Source organism: Sphingomonas sp. SRS2, from assembly GCF_000971055.1.
Lineage (GTDB): Bacteria > Pseudomonadota > Alphaproteobacteria > Sphingomonadales > Sphingomonadaceae > Rhizorhabdus.
The window spans coordinates 1-18,452 of the sequence record NZ_LARW01000115.1 but is presented as its reverse complement, the minus strand read 5'-3'; the positions used below and the strand labels follow the sequence as shown (position 1 = coordinate 18,452).

The following is an 18,452-nucleotide window of genomic DNA, read 5'->3' as shown; positions in this document are numbered from 1 at the left end:
TTCGAGTCTCGCCGCCTTCTCCCCACCGGAACGTCAGAACAAACCGCATAGGACCGCAGCGGCGTCGCTTCCAGCGCCACTTTCGCCTTGAACTCCGGCGAATACCCCTTCCCCGTCGTCTTCATTCCCGTCCATTCCTCAGGTCGGGATTAGCTTAACATCCTGTCCAAATTTCCGGCACCACCTCTACGCGACGTCGCCGTCGGATCAGCCTATCTGCGGAGTTCCCAATGGCGTGCCATTAGTTCAACCGCTCGTCGTTCAAGCCCTACCGGCACTGGTGGATATAATGCGCTTCCCGACGATCGGCTTGGCAAACAAATTATCGCAGTGGCCTCAACCGTAACCTCACCGCGTTGGTTGGTCATCCGAGTGACGACATCGACCAGGCAACGTCCTTCTTCGGTTCGCTTGGCTACCACTTCACCGGTTATGATCTGCGTATCGCCGATATAATTGAACTTGCGCACCTTATCATCGAAATGAACGACAATGCCGTCATCGCCACACCAATCGGTGTGAAAGTGATAGAGGTAGTTTTCGCGCATCAGGCCATAGTCATAGGCCATCGGATTACCGATCGCCCGGGCCCATTTCTCATCCCAGTGCAACCGCTGCGCAACATCGGGAATCCCCTGCTCGTTGTTCACATAGAAGGCCGGAATGCGCTTCCTGTTTTTCCAGCTCATCCGCCCCACCGACGGCTGGTAAGGGGCATAGCCATAGCCGCCGGCATGAAACAACACGACGTCGGTAATGGTAAGCGGTCCCTTGGCCATCGTGCCGAGCTGATCGCCGACCTGCACATCTTCGAAGAAACGGGGCTCACGCCCTCTCACCTTTTCCGCGGCATAGATCTCATCAATCTCGCGAATCTGGTCGGCCGTGTAGGTTGCCGCCTCGATGCCGCTATATTTTCCCCGCGTGCGGGCCGCCTTCCTTTCGGTCAGCACGCGAAGGCTGCGATAGACCGCCACCACCTCTCCGCGCTGGTTCATCTTCACATCGCGACGGACGCGGATGACCGAACGGCCTGAAAATTCGGACGGCTTCACCTCCTGGCTTTCGTCACCGCTGAACATGAAGATCGTGTCGCCGGCATAGATCGGCCGGTACCAGGTCCAGTTGCCGCCCGAAACGAAGACATGCACGCCACGAAACAGTCCGCGGGTCTGTTCTTTGATCCTGGAATCTATGGGGTCACCCCGCATCGGCGCGTTCAGGATACCCGCCATCATTCCGGGAGCGATGATATCGCCCCATCGCGTGGATCGCGCATAATCGCGATCCCGGTGCAGCGGATTGTCGTTTCCCACGCCATGGACGAACCCAAAAATATTGTCATAGCTCGCGGTCTGGTTCTGCTGACGCTCCGCCGAGGCCGTATCGACACCCAGCAGCAACTTCGCGCGCTCGATGTCCGCGTCGGAAATCTGATAGCTTGTTGCCGCATCCCATTCGTCCGATTGCGCTGGATCCGTCATCATCTTCTCTCCGTGTACCGGGGCGACTCGACGCCCGAAAAATCGGCTTTCCATTGATCCATGATCGATCGCAGGACGCTGACAAAGGCGATTGGCTGATCGACCATCAGGTGGTGGTGTGTTTCAGGAATGACCACCCGCACCGACCCGGCCGGGAGCCGCTCCAACCGTGCGGCACGGTCTTCGCCGCCGGTCACCGTCGAGTGCTCGGCATCGATCAGCGCCAGCGGACAGGCGACCCCGGGCAGCAGATCCCACGCATCCCCATTGGGGAAGTTGCGATACAGCCGGGGATCGAAGCGCCAAGTCCATCCGCCATCGACCTTCATGATCGCCGCCCGGGCGATCAGGTCGGCGATGAAGAGATTGGTACAGGGTTGCGCGGGCGCGAAGCGGAAGTGCGCCAATGCGTTTTCGAGGGTCGCGTAGATGCGGTGCGGCCGCGTCGGAAACGGCTGGCCGGGCGCCGGCGGGCGCACCCTCCCGTCGGCTAGGATCAATCCGCCCAGCGCCGGTCCGAGCTGGTGAGCCGCGGCGAGCGCCGGCCCCGCGCCGGCCGAATGGGCGACGAACACCGGCTTTGAAGGGCCGTCCAGCAGGCCTGACGCATGTGCGACGGCCACCGCGTCAGCGGCCAGTTCGCTGGTGGAATAGCGGGGCCGCCATGCCGATCGGCCCAGACCGGGCCACGAAAAGGCGACGGCCCGATGTGTCTCGCGAAAAAATGGAGCGATGATCCGCCAGATATCCGCGGTCGCGATATTCCCATGCATGAACAGCAGTCCGGGGCGGCCCGTCTCGCCCCAGCTCAGCATCTCGATCTTCCCGCCATCACGGTCGAGCATGTCGCGCGCGGGAGCACATGCGATCGCACGCTTGAACCAGGCGGGGCCTTCGACGGCGCGCCCGCGCAAATGAGCAAGCGGCGCACGATCGCGCCCAGCCGGCCGGTCTGCCACGGCAGACTCTGACGACACGCCGCGCTGGTGCTGCTCCTCCCGGATAGCGGCCATGGCTAGCCGACTGTCCCCGCCGTCACGCTTCCGCGCTGAAACAGCGTCAGAACGTCCGGCAGGCTGGGTTTCATCGAAGGTGTGCGGGGAAGTTCATCCACCATCAGAAACTCCACCGGAATCTGGTAGGGCAGCAGCCGTTCGCGAAGGAAGGCGCGCAGCTCGTCAGCTTTGGGTGGCACCGCCCCGGCGACGGGAATGAACACGCAGACCGGCACTTCCCCCAGCCGCCGATCGGCCAGGCCCACGATCGCCGCTTCACGGACCGAAGGATGCGATTCAATCGCCCTCACCACATCCTCCGCATGAATCTTGAAGCCCCCTCTGATGATAGCGCCGTCGGTCCGGCCGCGGATGAACAGGAAGCCATCCTCATCGATCATCGCCCGGTCAGTGGTCCGTACCCAATTACCGGGACCAAGCTGCGCACCCGTCAGCTCGAGGACACCTTCGCCTCCGCTGGCAACCTCGGCGCCGGTTTCGCCGTCGACGATCCGCGCGCCGACACCCGACATGAGCCGGCCGACACTTCCCCGTTTCGCGGCCCAATGGTCGCGAAAATCACCGAGCGCCCACCCCGCGACCGCTCCGGCGAATTCGGTCGCGCCATAGGTCTGCAGGACGGGGATGTCGTACCGGGCAAGGAACTCATCGGCGATCACCGGATCGAGCGGAGCGGTGCCGGTCCGGATGGCCTTCACGCTCGATAACGACGCGGGATCGATCTTCGCGTCGAGCATCATGCGAAGCGCGGCAGGCGGTGCGTTGACGAGCTTCGGGCGGAGACGAACGATCGCCGCGACAAATGCTGCAACCTCGAACTTTTCCATCAGCGCCAGCTTGCGGCCGGCTGCAAGCGTCATCAGCGCCGCGGAAATCCCGCTGATGTGGCTGAGCGGAGCCGTGAGGATCCGGACCCCGGTGCGCAGCCTCGCCCCCTCGTCCCCATTCCGCCCTTCGAGGGTCGAGGCCGCCGCATCGAAGCTCATGTCGAAGCTGCGCGCCATCAACGGCACCCGCTTGGGCGGGCCGGTGGTTCCGCTGGTCAGCATCTCGATCAGCACCCCTGGGCGGGTTTCGAGATCGCCCATGCGCGGCTTCTCCAGACCGGTGACCGCCGCCGCCTTGCCGTGCCCGCCCGGCAGCTGCACCAGCGCCGATCCAATCTCATGGGCAAGCTCGGCGAGGCCGCTCGCCGCCAGGTCCGATTCCTCGCCGATCAGCATCGCGGGCCGGCGCTCGCGGATGTCGGCATGGAGTGCTTCGATCGAAAGAAGCGGGTTCAACGCGACAGCGCATTTGCCATCGATCGTACAGGCCAGCAGAGCGCCCAGCTGCTGGGGCCGATTGCGGAAAATCACGCCGACCGCAGCCCCTTCGGGGAGCTGCGCGTCTGCGAAGCAGGTGATGAGACCGCTCACCAGCGACGCGAGATCCCCGAACGTCCACCATTGGTCGGGGGCATATTCGACGGCCCGCGCCATGGGGTCGAGTTCCATCACCTGCGCGAGGACTTCAGCGATCTTCTTCATAGCCTGCGTCTCATCGGGTAAGTTGATCGAACGGCACGCCCTTGTCGCTTCGGGCTTCCCGGGGAAGGCCCAGCAGCCGTTCCGCCAGCTGATTGCTCAGTATCTCGTCCGACCCGCCTGCGAGACGCATCGCGGCCGACCAGATATAGGCTTCGAAGACCGCATCCTCGGCGGAGGCGTCACCGTCCCCGAAACTGCCCGAATAGCCTTTCAGGTCCATCGCATAGGCCGAAAGCTCCTGAAGCTTACGGTAGGTCACCAACTTCGACAGCGCCGCCATGGGGCCCGCGCCTTCGCCTTTCGAAACCTTCGTCAGCACACGATATCGCAGGTTCTTCAGGCCCTGTTCGATGGCGAACCAATGGGCGATGCGCTCGCGCACGCCAGCATTGTCGAGCAAACCCGCCGCCCGGGCGATACGGTAGATCGTACGCGAATCGACCCCGGTATCCGCGGCGGCCCCGCCGAGGCGCTCGTTGGTCAGCGTGAACATCGCCACGTCCCAGCCGGCATTCACCGCGCCCAGCCGGTTGCTGTCGGGGATGACCACGTCGGTGAGGAACGTCTCGTTGAAATCCGACTTTCCGGAGATCTGCCGGATAGGCCTGAGCTCGATCCCCGGGGACTTCATGTCGAGCAGGAAGAAGGTGAGCCCCTTATGCTTCGGCTGTTTCGGATCGGTCCGTGCGAGCAGGATGGCCCAATCCGCATGATGCGCCCAGCTCGACCATATCTTCTGTCCGTTGACGATCCAGTTGCTTCCATCGCGAACCGCGCGGGTCTGCAGCGCGGCGAGGTCGGAGCCGCCCGCCGGCTCGGAGAAGAGCTGGCCCCAGAGGATGTCGCCCTGCAGCGTGGGGCGTACCAGACGCTCGATCTGGTCGGGATTGCCATATTGGAGCAGCGTGGGTCCGGCGAGCCGGATGCCGAGATTCGATATCGGACCATTGGGCACATAATAGCGCCCCTCTTCGCTTTCGAAGATGACCTGCTGGATCGGCGTGCCGCCTCGCCCGCCCACCGCCTCCGGCCAGAGGATCGCGGAATAGCGCGCCTCGCTCTTGCATTTCAGCCATCGCCGCGCGCGGCCGACAAACTCCTCTTCGGAATAGGGTTCGCTCGGCGGATTCCTGTATTCGGCGGCGCATTCCGCCAGCCAGCTCCTGGCCTGCTCGCGGAAAATCGCTTCATCGGGGGTGTCGAGAAAGTCCAAGCCTATCTCCCAATTTCAAGCCTGGATGGCATCATCGAGACTCTCGCCGAGCAGTCCGACCAGCCGATCAGCCCACTCGCCGGCATGTCCCAGGCGCACGGCCTCGAGCCGGGTGCGCCGGTAGTAGAAGTGGCAGTCGGCTTCCCATGTGTAGCCGGCGCCGCCGTGAATATGCAGATTCTCGCGCGCTGCCCGCTCATAGGCATCCGTCGCGGAGATGCGCGCAACGGCCGCGGCCCGGCCGACTTCGGCGGGCGCGTTCGCCAGCGCCCATGCCGCGAACCATGCATTGGAACGGGCGATCTCCAACAGGCTCAATATCTCGACCAGCCGGTGGCTGATCGCCTGGAAGGATCCGATCGGCCGGCCGAACGCCCGCCGTTCGACGGCATAGTCGCGGGCCATGTCGAGGCACGCTTCCGCGCCGCCGATCTGGGCAAAGGCCGCATATATGGCCGCTCGGTCATATAGCGTGCGAAGCGCCGCTTCCGCGGCGGCCCCCTGCGCCAGCGGCGTGAACCGGGCATCGGAAAGATCGACCCGAAAATGCCGTTCGAGTTCGTCGATGCCGCGGGCGGCAGCCACATCGACCCCGATCTGCGCCATCTCCACGATGCCAAGCTGGAGCTCGCCGTCCGCGTCCCGGGCGGTCACGACCGCGAAGGTCGCGATATCGGCATAGGGCACTGGAAACTTGGTTCCGCTGATGCTTTCGCGCGAGACCCGCGCAGCAATATCGGCGGACAGGACCGCCCCCTCCCGTTCGACATGGCCGAATGTCGCGATCGCGGCACCCGAAGCGAGCTGCGGCAGATATTCGGCCTTCTGCTCGATGGTTCCGGCCAGCGCGATCGCCTCCGCCGCCAGGCAGAGCGATGTGAACAGCGGGATCGGCGCCACCGTGCGCCCCGCCTCCTGGACGATCATCGCGAAATCGAGCGGCGTCATGCCGAGTCCGCCAAACTCCTCGGGCAACGCAGTGCCGAGAAAGCCAAGGCTGGAGAGCTGCCGCCAAAGCGGCTCGCTCCAGCCTTCGCCGGCGTTCAGCAGCCTGCGAAGATGGGCAGGAGAGGCATGGTCGGCGAACAGGCGCCTCGCCTGCTCACAGACCATCAGCTGCTCATCGGAAAGGTCGAAATTCATCGGTGAACTGATGGCCTAATCATATAACTTATTACACTCTTAAGAGGGGTGGAGAATTTTGGCAAGACGCTTCATCGGACGTCACGACAGGGGGACGGAGCACCCGGCTCGGGCGGAGGCCACGCCTCGAAAAGGTCGGCAGAACGGACTTGACGCCTCCCCGGCAAGCAGGCAATCCGCCCTGACAACCATGGCTCTCGATGAGAGCGGAAATGGGTGGATGCCACCGCTGATCTCTTGGCTGTCTCACAAATGGCTGACGAACATTATGACGGGGTGCTCAAAGAAGGGCCCATATGAACGCCGCTGATTCGATGCGCCCGGTCCGGGTGAGAAAGGCGGCGGAAATGGTCGCGGCGCAGATACGCAACGCAATCGTGCGCGGCGAGCTCGCGGACGGCGACGTCCTGTCGAACGAAGCCAATCTCATAGCGCAGTTCGCGGTTTCCAGACCAACATTGCGAGAGGCGATCCGCATCCTCGAATCGGAAGGGCTTGTCGAGGTCTCGCGCGGCGCGCGCGGCGGCGCGCGGGTGAGCCTGCCGAACGCCGAGCTCGTCGCCCGGTCGGTGGGAATGACCTTGCAGTCGCGCGGATCGACGCTCGAGGATGTGTATCAGGCACGGGTCATCATAGAACCGCCTTCGGCCCGCCTTGCCGCCGAAACCCGATCGACGGCGGCGGCCGCCGTGCTTCGACAGCATGTGGAGAAAGAGTTCGATGTCATGCACGACCGGGCCCAGATCGCCGGCGCGGTATCGGAGTTCCACCGCCTTCTCGTCGAGCAGTCGGGCAATCATACATTATCGCTCCTTGCAGCGTCGCTCCAGTCGATCACCGAGCGGCATTTGCGGCTTGTTCACCGCCAGCAACAGCGGGAGGAGGATCCCGCCGTGCAGCTTCGCCGGACCCGCAGGGGTTTCCGCTCGCACCTCAAGCTCGTCGATTTGATCGCGGCTGGCGACGGCAATGGCGCCCACGAACATTGGGAAGCTCATATGCGGGAGGTGAGTTCATATTGGCTCCGGGAGTTCGGTCCGCGCGGCCTCGACGTCCTCGACTGAGGTCCGTCGCAAAAACGGGGCTGGCCTTCTCCCCGGATCGCTTCATGCGGACGATGACGGGCCACATGCCTCCCTCGACCCCGGCACGCTGCCTTATTCCAGGCTGTCGGCGCCCGAGGTCTGATTGACGCCGCCGGCGGAAGTGTCGCACCTCCACCGACGGCAATCAGGCCTAGAACTTATAGGTCGCCGAGACTCCATAGGTACGCGGCTCGGCAAAGGACCGGTTGATGAAGCTGCCCGCGAAGAGGAATGCTTCGCCCGGTACCTTCTCGTTCGTCAGATTGGTACCGAACACCGACAGTTCGAGCGAGTCATCCAGCACGGTCAGGCCGATCCGGGCGTCGAGCAGGCCCCGGGCCGGGCGCGTCGAAAGCGCCAGGATGATCGCGTTGAACGGGTCGGCCGGGTTGTTGTTCGGCAGCAGCGCCGTCGTCGCCGTCCAGTTATAGCCCCCGCTCAATACCAGTTTGCCGATATCGAGCGGGCGCGTGTAGGTGCCGGTGATCGAGAACGCCTTTTCAGGCACCGATTCAAAGCGCTCCTGCCGGCGATCGGTCCCGGTACCATCGGCATAGATCAGATATTTCGGCTTGGTGATCGAACCGTTGAAGTTCAGCTCGAAACCATCGAACAGACGCGCCGAAAGCTCGGCTTCGAAACCGTATATCCGTGTCTTGCCGGCGCTACGGATCAACGCCGATGCGCCGAACGGCGTGACGATGATGCTGTTGCGCTGGAGATTGGCGACCCGGCTATAATAGCCTGCGGCGTTGAACCTCAGGCGCCGGTCGAAGAACTCGCTCTTGAAACCGGCCTCATGCTCGATGACGATTTCGGGATCATAAGGGAGGAAGAATTCAAGCCGGGTCGGACGGAAGTTGAGTCCGCCGGCCCGATATCCCCTGGTCCGCTTGGCATAGAGCAACGCGTCCTCGGTCGGCTTATAGTCCAGCGAAACCGTGTAGGATATATCGCTGAACTTGACGGTCTTCTCTGCATAGCAGTTCGGCGCTGCGAGCGCCGCGATCTGGCACGCAATCACCCCCGTGTTACGATTCTGCACACGGTTATGGATCTCCACTCCCTTTTTATCGTGGGAATAGCGGATGCCCCCAGTCAAGGTCAGATCGCTCAGGATCTTGTAGCTTGCCTGCGAATAGACGCCCCATGACCGGTTCTTGATGCTCCCGTCGTTGACCGTGTTGTTCGGGCTCGTGCGCGGCAGGTTCTGGGTGATCGAAAGATCGAGGCCGGATTCCGCAAAATATAGTGCGCCGGCAGCAAAGGTCAGATCGCCGTCGAGCACCGATCCGGTGGTCTGAAGCTCGACTGAGCTTTCCTTCAGATTCTTGATATTGTTCGAATTGGACACCTCGAATGGTGATCCATCGAGGTCGGTGAACTGGTTGTTCTTTACCTTGCGGTATCCGGCGATGAGTTTGACCGCTCCGTAGGAAGTTTCATAGGTCGCGGTTCCGACATAGGTTCTGGTCCGCGTGCTTTCCGTCGGGCTATAGTCGTTCGACAGCGAGTAGAAATTTCCGGCGATGCTCGCCAGATAGGCATTCGTCGCCGCTACGCCGGCGGTGTTGATGAAACCGCCGCCGGGATAAGCGAACGCCAATCTGCGGCTCGGCGCCTTATTGTCGTTCCAGAAGTGCTCGGCCGACAGCAGAATGTTGAACCGGTCCGACACGTTGAACAGGAGCTTGGCCCGCGCCACCCAGTTATCGCGGTCGTCATAGCGTTTGCCGCTGACCAGATCCTTGGTGTAGCCGCCACCATGTATCCGCTGGACAGCGGCGCGAAGCGCGATCCGGTCGTCGACGATCGGAATGTTAAGGATCGCCCTGCCCACCGCCTTGTCGAACCGCGCATAGCTTGCCGTGAGCGTCCCGGAAAAGCGGCTTGGATCCGGGTCGTTGCTCTGGAAGACGATCGCGCCGCCCGACGTATTCCGGCCGAACAGCGTGCCCTGCGGACCCTTGAGCACCTGAACATTCTGCAGGTCGAGAATATTGGTACCGCCGAGCCCATAGGATCGCGACCAATAAAACCCGTCCACATAAAATCCTACCGATGGATCGGCCGGTGCCGATGCGTCGGACTGCAGCTGGCCGCGCATCTGGAAAGTGACGGCAGTCGCGCTGCCGGTCCCTTCACGCAGCTCGAGACCAGGCGAAATCCGCGCGAGATCGCGCACCTCGGCGGCGCCGCGCTGTTCGAGTTGCTTGGCCGAGAACACCGTCACGGCAACCGGCACCTCCTGAAGATTTTCAGCGACGCGCCGCGCGGTGACGACAATCTCGGCGAGACCGCCGCCGTCGCCCGAAGCCTCCGCCTGATCCGCGGCGGTCTGCGACTGCGCCTGGGCGGCACCTGCGGCGCCCATCGCGGCCAGCGCAAATAATGACACTCCAATATGCGATAATACTTTCATTTTATCCCTCCCAACTTAAGTTTATTACAGACAATACTCTACCCTTTACCGAAATCGTCATTTCCGACCCCGATATCGCTTCCGCGTCTGCGGTAATTCCAGCGGGTGCCTGGCCCGCCAGCTATGTCTAACCCGTCGCTCCAACCCCGGAGACCGGATGAAGCTTCGCGGATTTCGTCGGCCGGCCGGGCAGAAACAACGCAGCCATGGTCGCGGTCAGGCACACGCCCGACACCAGCACCATCGCGATCACAAAGGCCCTTTCCGTCGGATAGCCGGCCCCGCCAGTGGCGGATTTGATCGTATCGCTCGCGAGCACGACAGCGATGATCTGCGCACCCATTCCATAGAATGTCTGGCGCAGCGTCATCGTCACCGAGGTCGCCTCGCTGGTCCGCTCATCGGGCGCCGCCGTCGCGATCACGTTGGGCACCACGGCGAGAACGACGATCGTCCCCAGCGTGATCAGGCAAAGCGTGGACACGACGGCAATGACCGAACTGTGGAACGCTATGATCAGGAGCCACCCCAGCGTCATCAGTACGCCGCCGAGCACCATCACCCAGCGATGCCCGAAACGGCGGATCATCTGCCCGGTCCATGGGCCCGCCACGATCCCGATGAGATTGGACGGAAGTTTGACCATGCCGGCGGCCGTGGCACTCATGCCCAGTCCCACCCCGGTCCACAACGGCGCCTGCAGCAGCAGCAGGAAAACGAGCCCGGCCTGCGAGGCGCCGAGCGCGGTCAGCGCGGTGACGAGATTGGCGATCAATACCCGGCGATCGGCGAACAGCCGGACGTCGATCAACGGATCGGGCGTATGCAGGCTGTGGCGGATGAGCCAGACGAACGCCAGGATCGACAGGATCGCCATGCAGATGGTCTTCGGATCGAGCCAGCCCCAGGCGCTGCCGTTGCTGATCACCAGCAGCAGCGCCATGATGCTTGGCATCAGCAGGCAGACACTCAGCCAATCGATGCGGTAGGCGGAAAAGCGCGTCGGCGACCGCGGCACACAGGCCAGCACCGCGACGAACGAGAATGCCGCGAACACCGCGCTGGCGACGAATATGCCCCGCCAGGAATAATGATCGACGATCAGCCCGCCGAAAATGAGACCGATCGCGGATCCGGCGGAGTTGCCGGCGATCATCAGGCCGATCCCGCTGGGCGCCTTTTCCCGGCTCATATTCTCCCAGATCAGGCCGATGCACAGCGGCAGGATCGCGCCCGTGAGCCCCTGCAGAGCCCGGCCGAGCAGAACCACCGCGAAGATGCTCGTCGACGCGCTGATCACCGAACCCAGCACGCCGATCGCAAGCAGGATCAGCATGACGAACCGGCGGCCGTAGATATCGCCCAGGCGGCCGATCACCGCCGCCGTACCGGCGCCGACGAGCAGATAGATGGTGATGAGCCAACCCACCGAGATCGGGCTTCCGAACGTCTCGACCAGATCGCCGATCGCCGAGAAGATCATCGCCGTCTCATAGGCGCCGGTGATTTCGGCCAGCAGCAGCGCAACCAGCACCGCCCAGATCGGGTAACGGCGTCCGGGTCCGGCGGCGACATCGCCACGGAGCATGTCGATGAGGTTTTTCAACATGTCGCGATCAACTTCATCGGCGCGCGCCCGGACGACCGGGCATCAGCGGCGAGCGGCGCATCACAGCCGGAGATGCCCGACGCGGTCATTCGGACGTTCCTGATTCATGCTGGCCGGAATCCTTCGCGGCGGCGGCCTGCGCCCGTTCACGCCGCAGATCCGCAGTGGCCTCGCGTGCTTCCGCGATCCCGCGGTTGAGTGCGCCGGCCTTCCCCCACCCCGCGTAAAAGCTCAGGAACAGGGGGATCTCGTCGAGTTCCTCCTCGGTGAGTTCATTGTTCAGGATCGCGCCGGTGATGATGATCCGGATCGTATCGGCATCGGACAATGTGGCTGACAGCCCCAGGATCAACATTCGCCGGTCGCGTACCGAGAGCTGCGGACGCGTCCATATCTCTCCCATGAGATGGGCTATGGTTTCACGGGTCTGGGGGTTGGACAGCCTTCCCGCGGCGGCATCGCGCACATCGGGGCCATAGACTTTTCCAACCACTTCCAGGCCGCGGGCGACAGCTGCATCTGATTCAGGATTTGGCATGTACAGTGATCCCATCGAGTTCGGTCAAATCGTGCATGTTACCGCATCTCGATCCAACGGGTTCCGGTCAATTCCACGCGAGATGAAGCGTGTCGACATGAACGATGGTGCCGGTCTGAAAACGCAGCTCGCTATTCTCCTTCAACCGAAATTGCGGGATCGCAGCGAGCACTTCCTGCATGCCAAGCTGCAATTCACGGCGGGCCAGATGCTGGCCGATGCACCGGTGCATGCCGAAACCGAAGGTCAGGTGGGTCGCCTTGCGATCGAAATCGACCACATCCGGATCGGCGAACTGCTCCGCATCCCTTCCGACGATCGTCGTCGACATCGCGACAAAATCGCCTGGCTCAATAACGATCCCGTCGATTTCATAGCGCTTCACACATTTCCGCGCGGTCGTGACGGCCGCGTAGGATCTCAGAAGCTCCTCGATCGCGACAATGGCATCGCGGGGATTTTCCCGCAGACGCGCCTGATCTTCGGGGTTGTTGGCCAGATGAAGGAAGTGCCAGCCCAGATTCGCAGTGACGGTATCCAGCCCGCCGAGAAAGAGATTGAAGCAGTGGCCGAAGACTTCATCGACCGTCCAGTTGCGGCCGCCGACCTTGAGGCCGAGCGCGTTGCTGATCATGTCGTCCTTCGGGTTGCGGATCCGATCGTGGATTTCCTCCATCAACCGCGCTTTCACGGCGCGCACCGTGTTCTTGCGGTGCTCCATGTCGGTGCCGCGCATGAAGACCCGCTCCCACTCGAGGAACTGGTCGACCTCATCCTGCGGCAAGCCGAACAATGTGAGGAAAATCGAAACCGGAAAGAGGGTCGCGAACTGCGATATGAACTCGCACTCCCCGTCATCCTTGAACTTCGCGATCAATTCCCTCGCACGCTCGCGCACCCAGCCGTCCAGCGATGCCATTTTCGCCGGCGAGAATGTGGGATTGAGGCTCGCCCTGAAATCCGCATGAACGGGATGGTCGAGCTCGGTCGGGATCATCAGCCAGTCCTCGCCGATGATCCTGGCATAGGCCGATGCGTTGTTCTTCGAAAAATGCTCGATATCCGCATAGATCTCACGGAGATGCCTGCCGCGGCGCGGCACCCACGCCCCGCGCTCCGAGATCGGAAAGAAATTGCGCGCATAGCCGATATTGGGCCCGTGGCTGGCTTCGGACACCAGGCTGTCGAACGGATTGACGTCGGTCAGCCGGCGATCCCAGAACGGGATATCGACGATGCGGTCCGGGGGCACATGGCCGGGAATTTCGATGACGGCAGCTGAAACCATTACATAATCTCCAAAACTCGTTCTCGCGGAGAGGGTGGCCTGCTCGGGCGGCCATTCCGCACTCTCCGCGAAGATTTCTATGACATCGAACGGAGGTTTTTCCGCAGGCTGCCATCCGCATTCTGGCTCACGCTGCCCCCGCGTTGATCGGCAGAAGGCACCGAAGCTCCCCGGTCGGGAATATTGTTCCCCAGACCGACGATCTCCCGTCCCATCACCCTCGTCAGCGCGACGCCGGGCAGCAGCAATCCGGATCCGGCACCCAGCTCGGTCGCCGCCTTCAGATCCTTTTCGAGAACCGACGCCAGATAATGCCGCCCGCCTTCGGGATAGGGCTCCGAAGCATATTTCGGATCGCGCCGGACCCATCGGCAGGATGGCCCCACGCCATCGGCACTGGCATCGATCGCATCCGCCAGCTTCATCACGTCGACGCCCGCGCGCTTTGCCACGGCCATCGCCTCATGTTCGGCGAGCCAGGTGACATAGACGACGATGTTCCGGGCGATCTTGGCCGCCAGCCCTGCGCCCGGCGGGCCCATATGGTACATCTTCTTCGCAAAACCCTCGACCACCGGCCGCACCGCAGCGACGGCCTCGTCGGTGCCTCCGATCAGCGCGACGAGCCCATTGACCGCCGCCAGATTCCCCCCGGTCACGCCGCAGTCGAGCAGTTCGACACCATGTTCCAGGGTGAGTGCGCGAAGGTCGAGGAATTTGTCGTGCTCGATCGTGCTGAGCAGGACGAGCTTGAGATCCGGCCGCGCCGCCGCCAGCAACCCCTCGGGGCCCTGGAGCACCGTCCGCGCCTGAGCGGCGTCGTAAACCGCGATGATGACCACATCGCAATTGCGCGCCACGTCCGCCAGCGTAGATGCATTTGCCGGCACCCCGTCGAGGTTCGCCGCGACATCCGGGCGAATATCATAGACCGCCGACAGCAGGCCGGAGCGCGCGAGACTGATCGCGACTCCCCCGCCGATTTGCCCCAGTCCGACTACTCCCGCGCGCAGCATAATCTCTCCCCACTCCGGCCAGAGATGCGCGTCAGACGATCGCGCGCGGCCATGAGCTTTTGCGAACTTGTCGAGTTTGCTCGACTACATCGTCTCAAAGGGTGCCGCGCCATGAAGGGGCAGCGCCCCACATTGAAGCATCACCCTCAATAAACCTGAAACTTAATTAGACGATTTTTTCGTGTCAACCGCATATTTATTTAGGCTCTATTTAAATAATGGTAATATTCCAATTACGAATAAGTCATTTTCTAATAATTATCGATCTCTGCCACAATACACGCTGGCAAAACTCTGGAAACAACGATCGACACCGTCGCGCAGCGCGAGGTAAACACCCTTGTGCACGCACCCTGCCGCCGGATGGCTTGTCTCATCCCCGCGGTCAGTGCCGCTGAACCGAGGAGGACGGGTGCCGGCTGGCCGAGCGCGCGCGACCCGGTAGCATGGCGATCAGCAGCGCCGCGATGAGCGATAATAATGTCAGCAAAACAAAAACTTGCTCATAGCCCGCAGCCCCTGGGAGGCTGCCCCCGCCCGGTATCGGACTAGAAACCATCTGGGCCGAAAGCAGGTAGGGAACGATCACGCTTCCGGCGGCTGCGCCGACATAGCGAACCGCCTGGGTCAGCCCGGTCGCCTCGCTGATACGATCGTCGGGCGACGCTTCGATGATGATCGCCGGCATGATCGCGAACAGAAGCGCGATACCCGGATTTATAAGAAAAACGGAAACACCGATGACGACCGGCGCGCTTCGATATCCGGCGAACATCGTTCCCCATCCCAGCGCAAGCGCCAGGCACGCGCCAAGCACCACGGTCCGGGCGCCAAAACGCCCGGACAGATAGCCTCCAAAAATCGCCGCGCAGCCCCCGACGATGCAGAGCAGGAACCAGATCGCCCCGACCAGCGACGCTTCGAGCCCAAAGCCGGCGCCCGACCATCTGGCCTGTTGCAGCAACGGTATGTTCACCAGGCTGATCATCATCGGTCCTATGCCGATGACGAAGGTGGCGAGGTTTGCCAGTCCGATATCACGCGTTCCGAGCTGGCGGACATCGATCAGCGGCGTCTCGACATGCAGTTCGAGCCAGACCCAGACGCCCAGCGTGACGACTCCGCCGAGCAACGGCCCCCATACCAGCGGATCCGTCCATGCCATGTGTCGAAAGAAGGTCAGCGACAGCAGCAGCATTGCAACCGCCGGCGCGAACAGGACGCCCCCCAGCACGTCGATACGGCCCGACCGCGCGGGCCGCCCGGGCGATGGTGGCAGGATCAGCAGCGCGAGCAGGAAAGCCACCCCCGCGAGCACCGCGCTGACCGCGAAAATGCTTTGCCAATGATAATGATCGATGACCAGTCCGCCCACCAGCGAGCCAAGGCCAGTGCTGAAGGTGTAGGTGCCGCCCAGGAAACCCACCCCGAAACCCAGTTGCTCGGGGCGGGCATGTTCACGCAGGATTCCGAACGACAAAGGCAAGGTGGCTATCGATACGCCCTGCAAGGCCCGGCCGAGGATGACCAGGTAGAGACTGTCGGCGACCGCGCTGAGCGCCGACCCGATGAGCGCGACACCCAGCATGATGAGCAGCATCCGGCGCCGCCCGTACAGGTCTCCGAAGCGCCCAGCTATCGCTGCGGAGCCGGCGGCCGTCAGCGAAAAGGCCGTCACCAGCCAGGCGGCCCGTGCGGGGTCGCCCGTCTGGCGGTAGACTTCGGCCAACGCGACGAAGATCATGTTCGTCTCCAGCGAACATACCAGTTCGCCGATGACGAGGACGGCCAGAAGCTGCGGGAACGCGATTGCCGGTCTAGACATCCATCAGATCTTCAGTTCCAGGGGCCAGCACAATCGCCACCTCAAGCCAGTGCCCGAAATGCCGGACGACAGGCCCTCCGCACCAACTTGTCAGGAAAGTATGAAGTCATCTTCATTGGGGGTGAATGTCCTGACCCAATAATCGATCGCCAGGTGCGGCCAGTTGGCGGTGGTTCGCCCCTTGTCATTCTTGTACCAGCTATCGACATAGGGGCTGCCCCAGGCCATCTTCCTGTTACCTTCGTCCATCTCCACCATATAGTCTTCGTAGACTTTGTCCTTCACGTCGATCTGGCTTTTACCGGTCTCGGCAAGCATTTTCAGGCACTGCATGATGTATGCGGACTGGCACTCGAAGTTAAAGATGATGCTGCCATTGGTGACGTTGCCGGTATTGGGGCCATACATGCAGAACAGGTTCGGATAGCCGGCGATAGCTATTCCCAGATAGGCACCGGGATCGCCCTGCCATTTTTCCTGGATCTCGACACCGTTCTTTCCGGTTATCTTGATGTCCTCGAAGAACTTGCTGCCGCTATAGCCGGTTCCATAGACGATCACGTCGGCTGGCCAGAGCGCGCCGCTCTCGGTGATGACGCCTTCCTCGGTGATCTCGCGGATACCTTCGGCGATCAGGCTGACATTGTCCCGCTGCAGCATCTTGATCCACGAGCCGTTGTCGCGAATGAAGCGTTTGCCGCAGGGCGGATAATTGGGCGTGCACTTCTCGAGCAGTTCCTGATCGCCGCCGCACTGACTGGCGATATAATCCGTCAATTGCTCGCGCAGAACCTGGTTTGAGGCACTGACCGACAAAGGCGTGCCATTCCAGTGCGGATCGACCTTCGCCATGTCGTACACGCCGTCGGCGACCGACCAGAACAGCCAGAAACGGTACCAGTCGGCATAATGGGGAACATTCTCCACCAGCCACATTTCGCCCTGGGGCACTTCGAGATGATAGGTCGGCGTGGGAACGAGCCAGGGCGCGGTGCGCTGGAAAATCAGCATCTCCCGGGTATCGGGCGCGACACGGGGGCCGAATTGCAGTGCGCTGGCGCCCGAGCCGATCACGGCAACGCGCTTGTCCGACAGGTCGATGTCATGCCGCCAGAGCGCCGAATGGAATTGCGGACCCTTGAACTTTTCGGAACCAGGGACATCGGGAAATTTCGGCCTGCTGAGGTGCCCCACCGCAGTGACCACCACGTCAGCGATGAGCGAGTTCTCGTGACCGTCCGCGTCGATCGTCCGCACCAGCCATTGCGACTTGTCCTCGAGAAACTCGAGCTCGGTCACGGTCGTGCCGAACCGGACATGGCTGCGCAGGTCATATTTGTCGTAGACGTCCGAAACATATTTGAAAATGTCCGGACGCTCCGGAAAATAAGAAGTCCAGTCGGTCCTCGGCGCCATCGAAATCGAATATAGCTGGTTCGATGAATCGATGCGGCATCCGGGATAGGTATTCTGCAGCCATGTGCCGCCCACATCGGGATTGCGATCGATGATCGTGTAGTCGATCCCCATCTGGCTGAGCCGCAGGCTCATCTGCGCCCCGGACATTCCGGCACCGATGATGGCGACATGGAGATCGCTCCCGCGCTTGCGCAGCGCTTCCGATGCCCATTTCTCGGTGGGGTCGGGTGCCTCGACACCCAGCCGGGCGTGAAGGAACGGCACATATTGCTCGGGCAGATCAGCGCCGGCGACATAATTCATCATCCGCCGCAGATCCTGTTGCGACGGCGCCGAAGCCAAAGGCTTCAAATGACCATTTTCAAAATAGGTCGCGAAAACGCTGCGCGCCAGGTCGAATATCTCGGCAGTCTGCTCCTCGCTGAAGAAGGGCTGCTGATCGTCCACGATCCAGGCACGCGGCTTGATGGGGAACCTGTCCATAACGCTCATGTCGCCGGTGATGTGAATTATGCTCATCAGCAGCGAAGGAAGATGCGCCCTTCTCAAAGCCTCTTCGACCAGGTCATCCCGGGGAAGATCGGGATAGTCGGTCGCCTTGAGCGCTCCTGCTTCAGTCATCAGAATCTCCTAATTCGAATGTTTATTTATGACGGATGTACTGGGGCCGTTCCATCTCACATCAACATAGCTCCGCCAGCTGCGATCGAAGGGCATCAGAACAGCTGCGCACCATTCACTTGCAAAAGCAGAAGCCATAGTCCGGTACCAATTTATGAAGCCCAACGATAGCATGTCAACATATTCAGGCGTGCTATGCTCTATTAATTTTTCATTTTGACAAAATTCTTGAAAAGTATTGTAG

14 protein-coding genes are annotated in these 18,452 nt (G+C 61.9%); 1 reads left to right on the top strand and 13 read right to left on the bottom strand.

Annotated features, from left to right (window positions below; all coding sequences use genetic code 11):
* Nucleotides 1-212 precede the first annotated feature (212 nt).
* The 5 genes from WP12_RS18580 to WP12_RS18560 are packed head-to-tail and all read right to left on the bottom strand — an operon-like array spanning nucleotide 213 to nucleotide 6,385.
* Nucleotides 213-1,487: an FAS1-like dehydratase domain-containing protein gene (locus WP12_RS18580; protein ID WP_200894555.1), complete on the bottom strand. Its 1,275-nt coding sequence runs from the start codon at nucleotides 1,485-1,487 to the stop codon at nucleotides 213-215.
* Nucleotides 1,484-2,497 (bottom strand): alpha/beta fold hydrolase, encoded by a 1,014-nt coding sequence (locus tag WP12_RS18575; protein WP_084691235.1) that lies wholly within the window; start codon nucleotides 2,495-2,497, stop codon nucleotides 1,484-1,486. The genes WP12_RS18580 and WP12_RS18575 overlap by 4 nt, the downstream gene beginning before the upstream one ends.
* 2 nt (nucleotides 2,498-2,499) lie before the next feature.
* On the bottom strand, nucleotides 2,500-4,029 hold the full coding sequence (locus WP12_RS18570) for a class I adenylate-forming enzyme family protein (protein ID WP_046195186.1): 1,530 nt from the start codon (nucleotides 4,027-4,029) through the stop codon (nucleotides 2,500-2,502).
* A gap of 10 nt (nucleotides 4,030-4,039) precedes the next feature.
* Complete coding sequence (locus tag WP12_RS18565; protein ID WP_046195185.1) at nucleotides 4,040-5,242, bottom strand: acyl-CoA dehydrogenase family protein; 1,203 nt, start codon at nucleotides 5,240-5,242, stop codon at nucleotides 4,040-4,042.
* Between the two features lie 15 nt (nucleotides 5,243-5,257).
* Entirely contained in the window at nucleotides 5,258-6,385 is a 1,128-nt protein-coding gene (locus tag WP12_RS18560; RefSeq protein ID WP_046195184.1) for an acyl-CoA dehydrogenase family protein, read from the bottom strand.
* Between the two features lie 296 nt (nucleotides 6,386-6,681).
* Between WP12_RS18560 and WP12_RS18555 the strand changes: the two genes are divergently transcribed.
* Nucleotides 6,682-7,449: a FadR/GntR family transcriptional regulator gene (locus WP12_RS18555; RefSeq protein WP_046195183.1), complete on the top strand. Its 768-nt coding sequence runs from the start codon at nucleotides 6,682-6,684 to the stop codon at nucleotides 7,447-7,449.
* Between the two features lie 172 nt (nucleotides 7,450-7,621).
* Here WP12_RS18555 and WP12_RS18550 read toward each other — a convergent pair whose 3' ends face one another.
* From WP12_RS18550 to WP12_RS25960, 8 genes are all read right to left on the bottom strand, one after another.
* Entirely contained in the window at nucleotides 7,622-9,892 is a 2,271-nt protein-coding gene (locus tag WP12_RS18550) for a TonB-dependent receptor (RefSeq protein WP_084691234.1), read from the bottom strand.
* 127 nt (nucleotides 9,893-10,019) lie between these two features.
* Nucleotides 10,020-11,501 (bottom strand): MFS transporter, encoded by a 1,482-nt coding sequence (locus WP12_RS18545; RefSeq protein WP_046195181.1) that lies wholly within the window; start codon nucleotides 11,499-11,501, stop codon nucleotides 10,020-10,022.
* A gap of 85 nt (nucleotides 11,502-11,586) precedes the next feature.
* A complete protein-coding gene (locus WP12_RS24325; protein WP_046195180.1) occupies nucleotides 11,587-12,039 on the bottom strand; it encodes a carboxymuconolactone decarboxylase family protein in 453 nt (150 codons plus the stop codon).
* Nucleotides 12,040-12,106: 67 nt separating this feature from the next.
* Nucleotides 12,107-13,327, bottom strand: coding sequence for a cytochrome P450 (locus WP12_RS18535; RefSeq protein WP_046195179.1), 1,221 nt, complete (start codon nucleotides 13,325-13,327; stop codon nucleotides 12,107-12,109).
* A 77-nt stretch (nucleotides 13,328-13,404) separates the two neighbouring features.
* Complete coding sequence (locus WP12_RS18530; RefSeq protein WP_084691232.1) at nucleotides 13,405-14,343, bottom strand: NAD(P)-dependent oxidoreductase; 939 nt, start codon at nucleotides 14,341-14,343, stop codon at nucleotides 13,405-13,407.
* A gap of 385 nt (nucleotides 14,344-14,728) precedes the next feature.
* Entirely contained in the window at nucleotides 14,729-16,168 is a 1,440-nt protein-coding gene (locus WP12_RS18525) for an MFS transporter (protein WP_046195178.1), read from the bottom strand.
* 90 nt (nucleotides 16,169-16,258) lie between these two features.
* Complete coding sequence (locus WP12_RS18520; protein WP_052730496.1) at nucleotides 16,259-18,208, bottom strand: flavin-containing monooxygenase; 1,950 nt, start codon at nucleotides 18,206-18,208, stop codon at nucleotides 16,259-16,261.
* Between the two features lie 9 nt (nucleotides 18,209-18,217).
* On the bottom strand, nucleotides 18,218-18,452 hold a 235-nt coding region (locus tag WP12_RS25960), incomplete at its 5' end, for a hypothetical protein (RefSeq protein WP_235399204.1).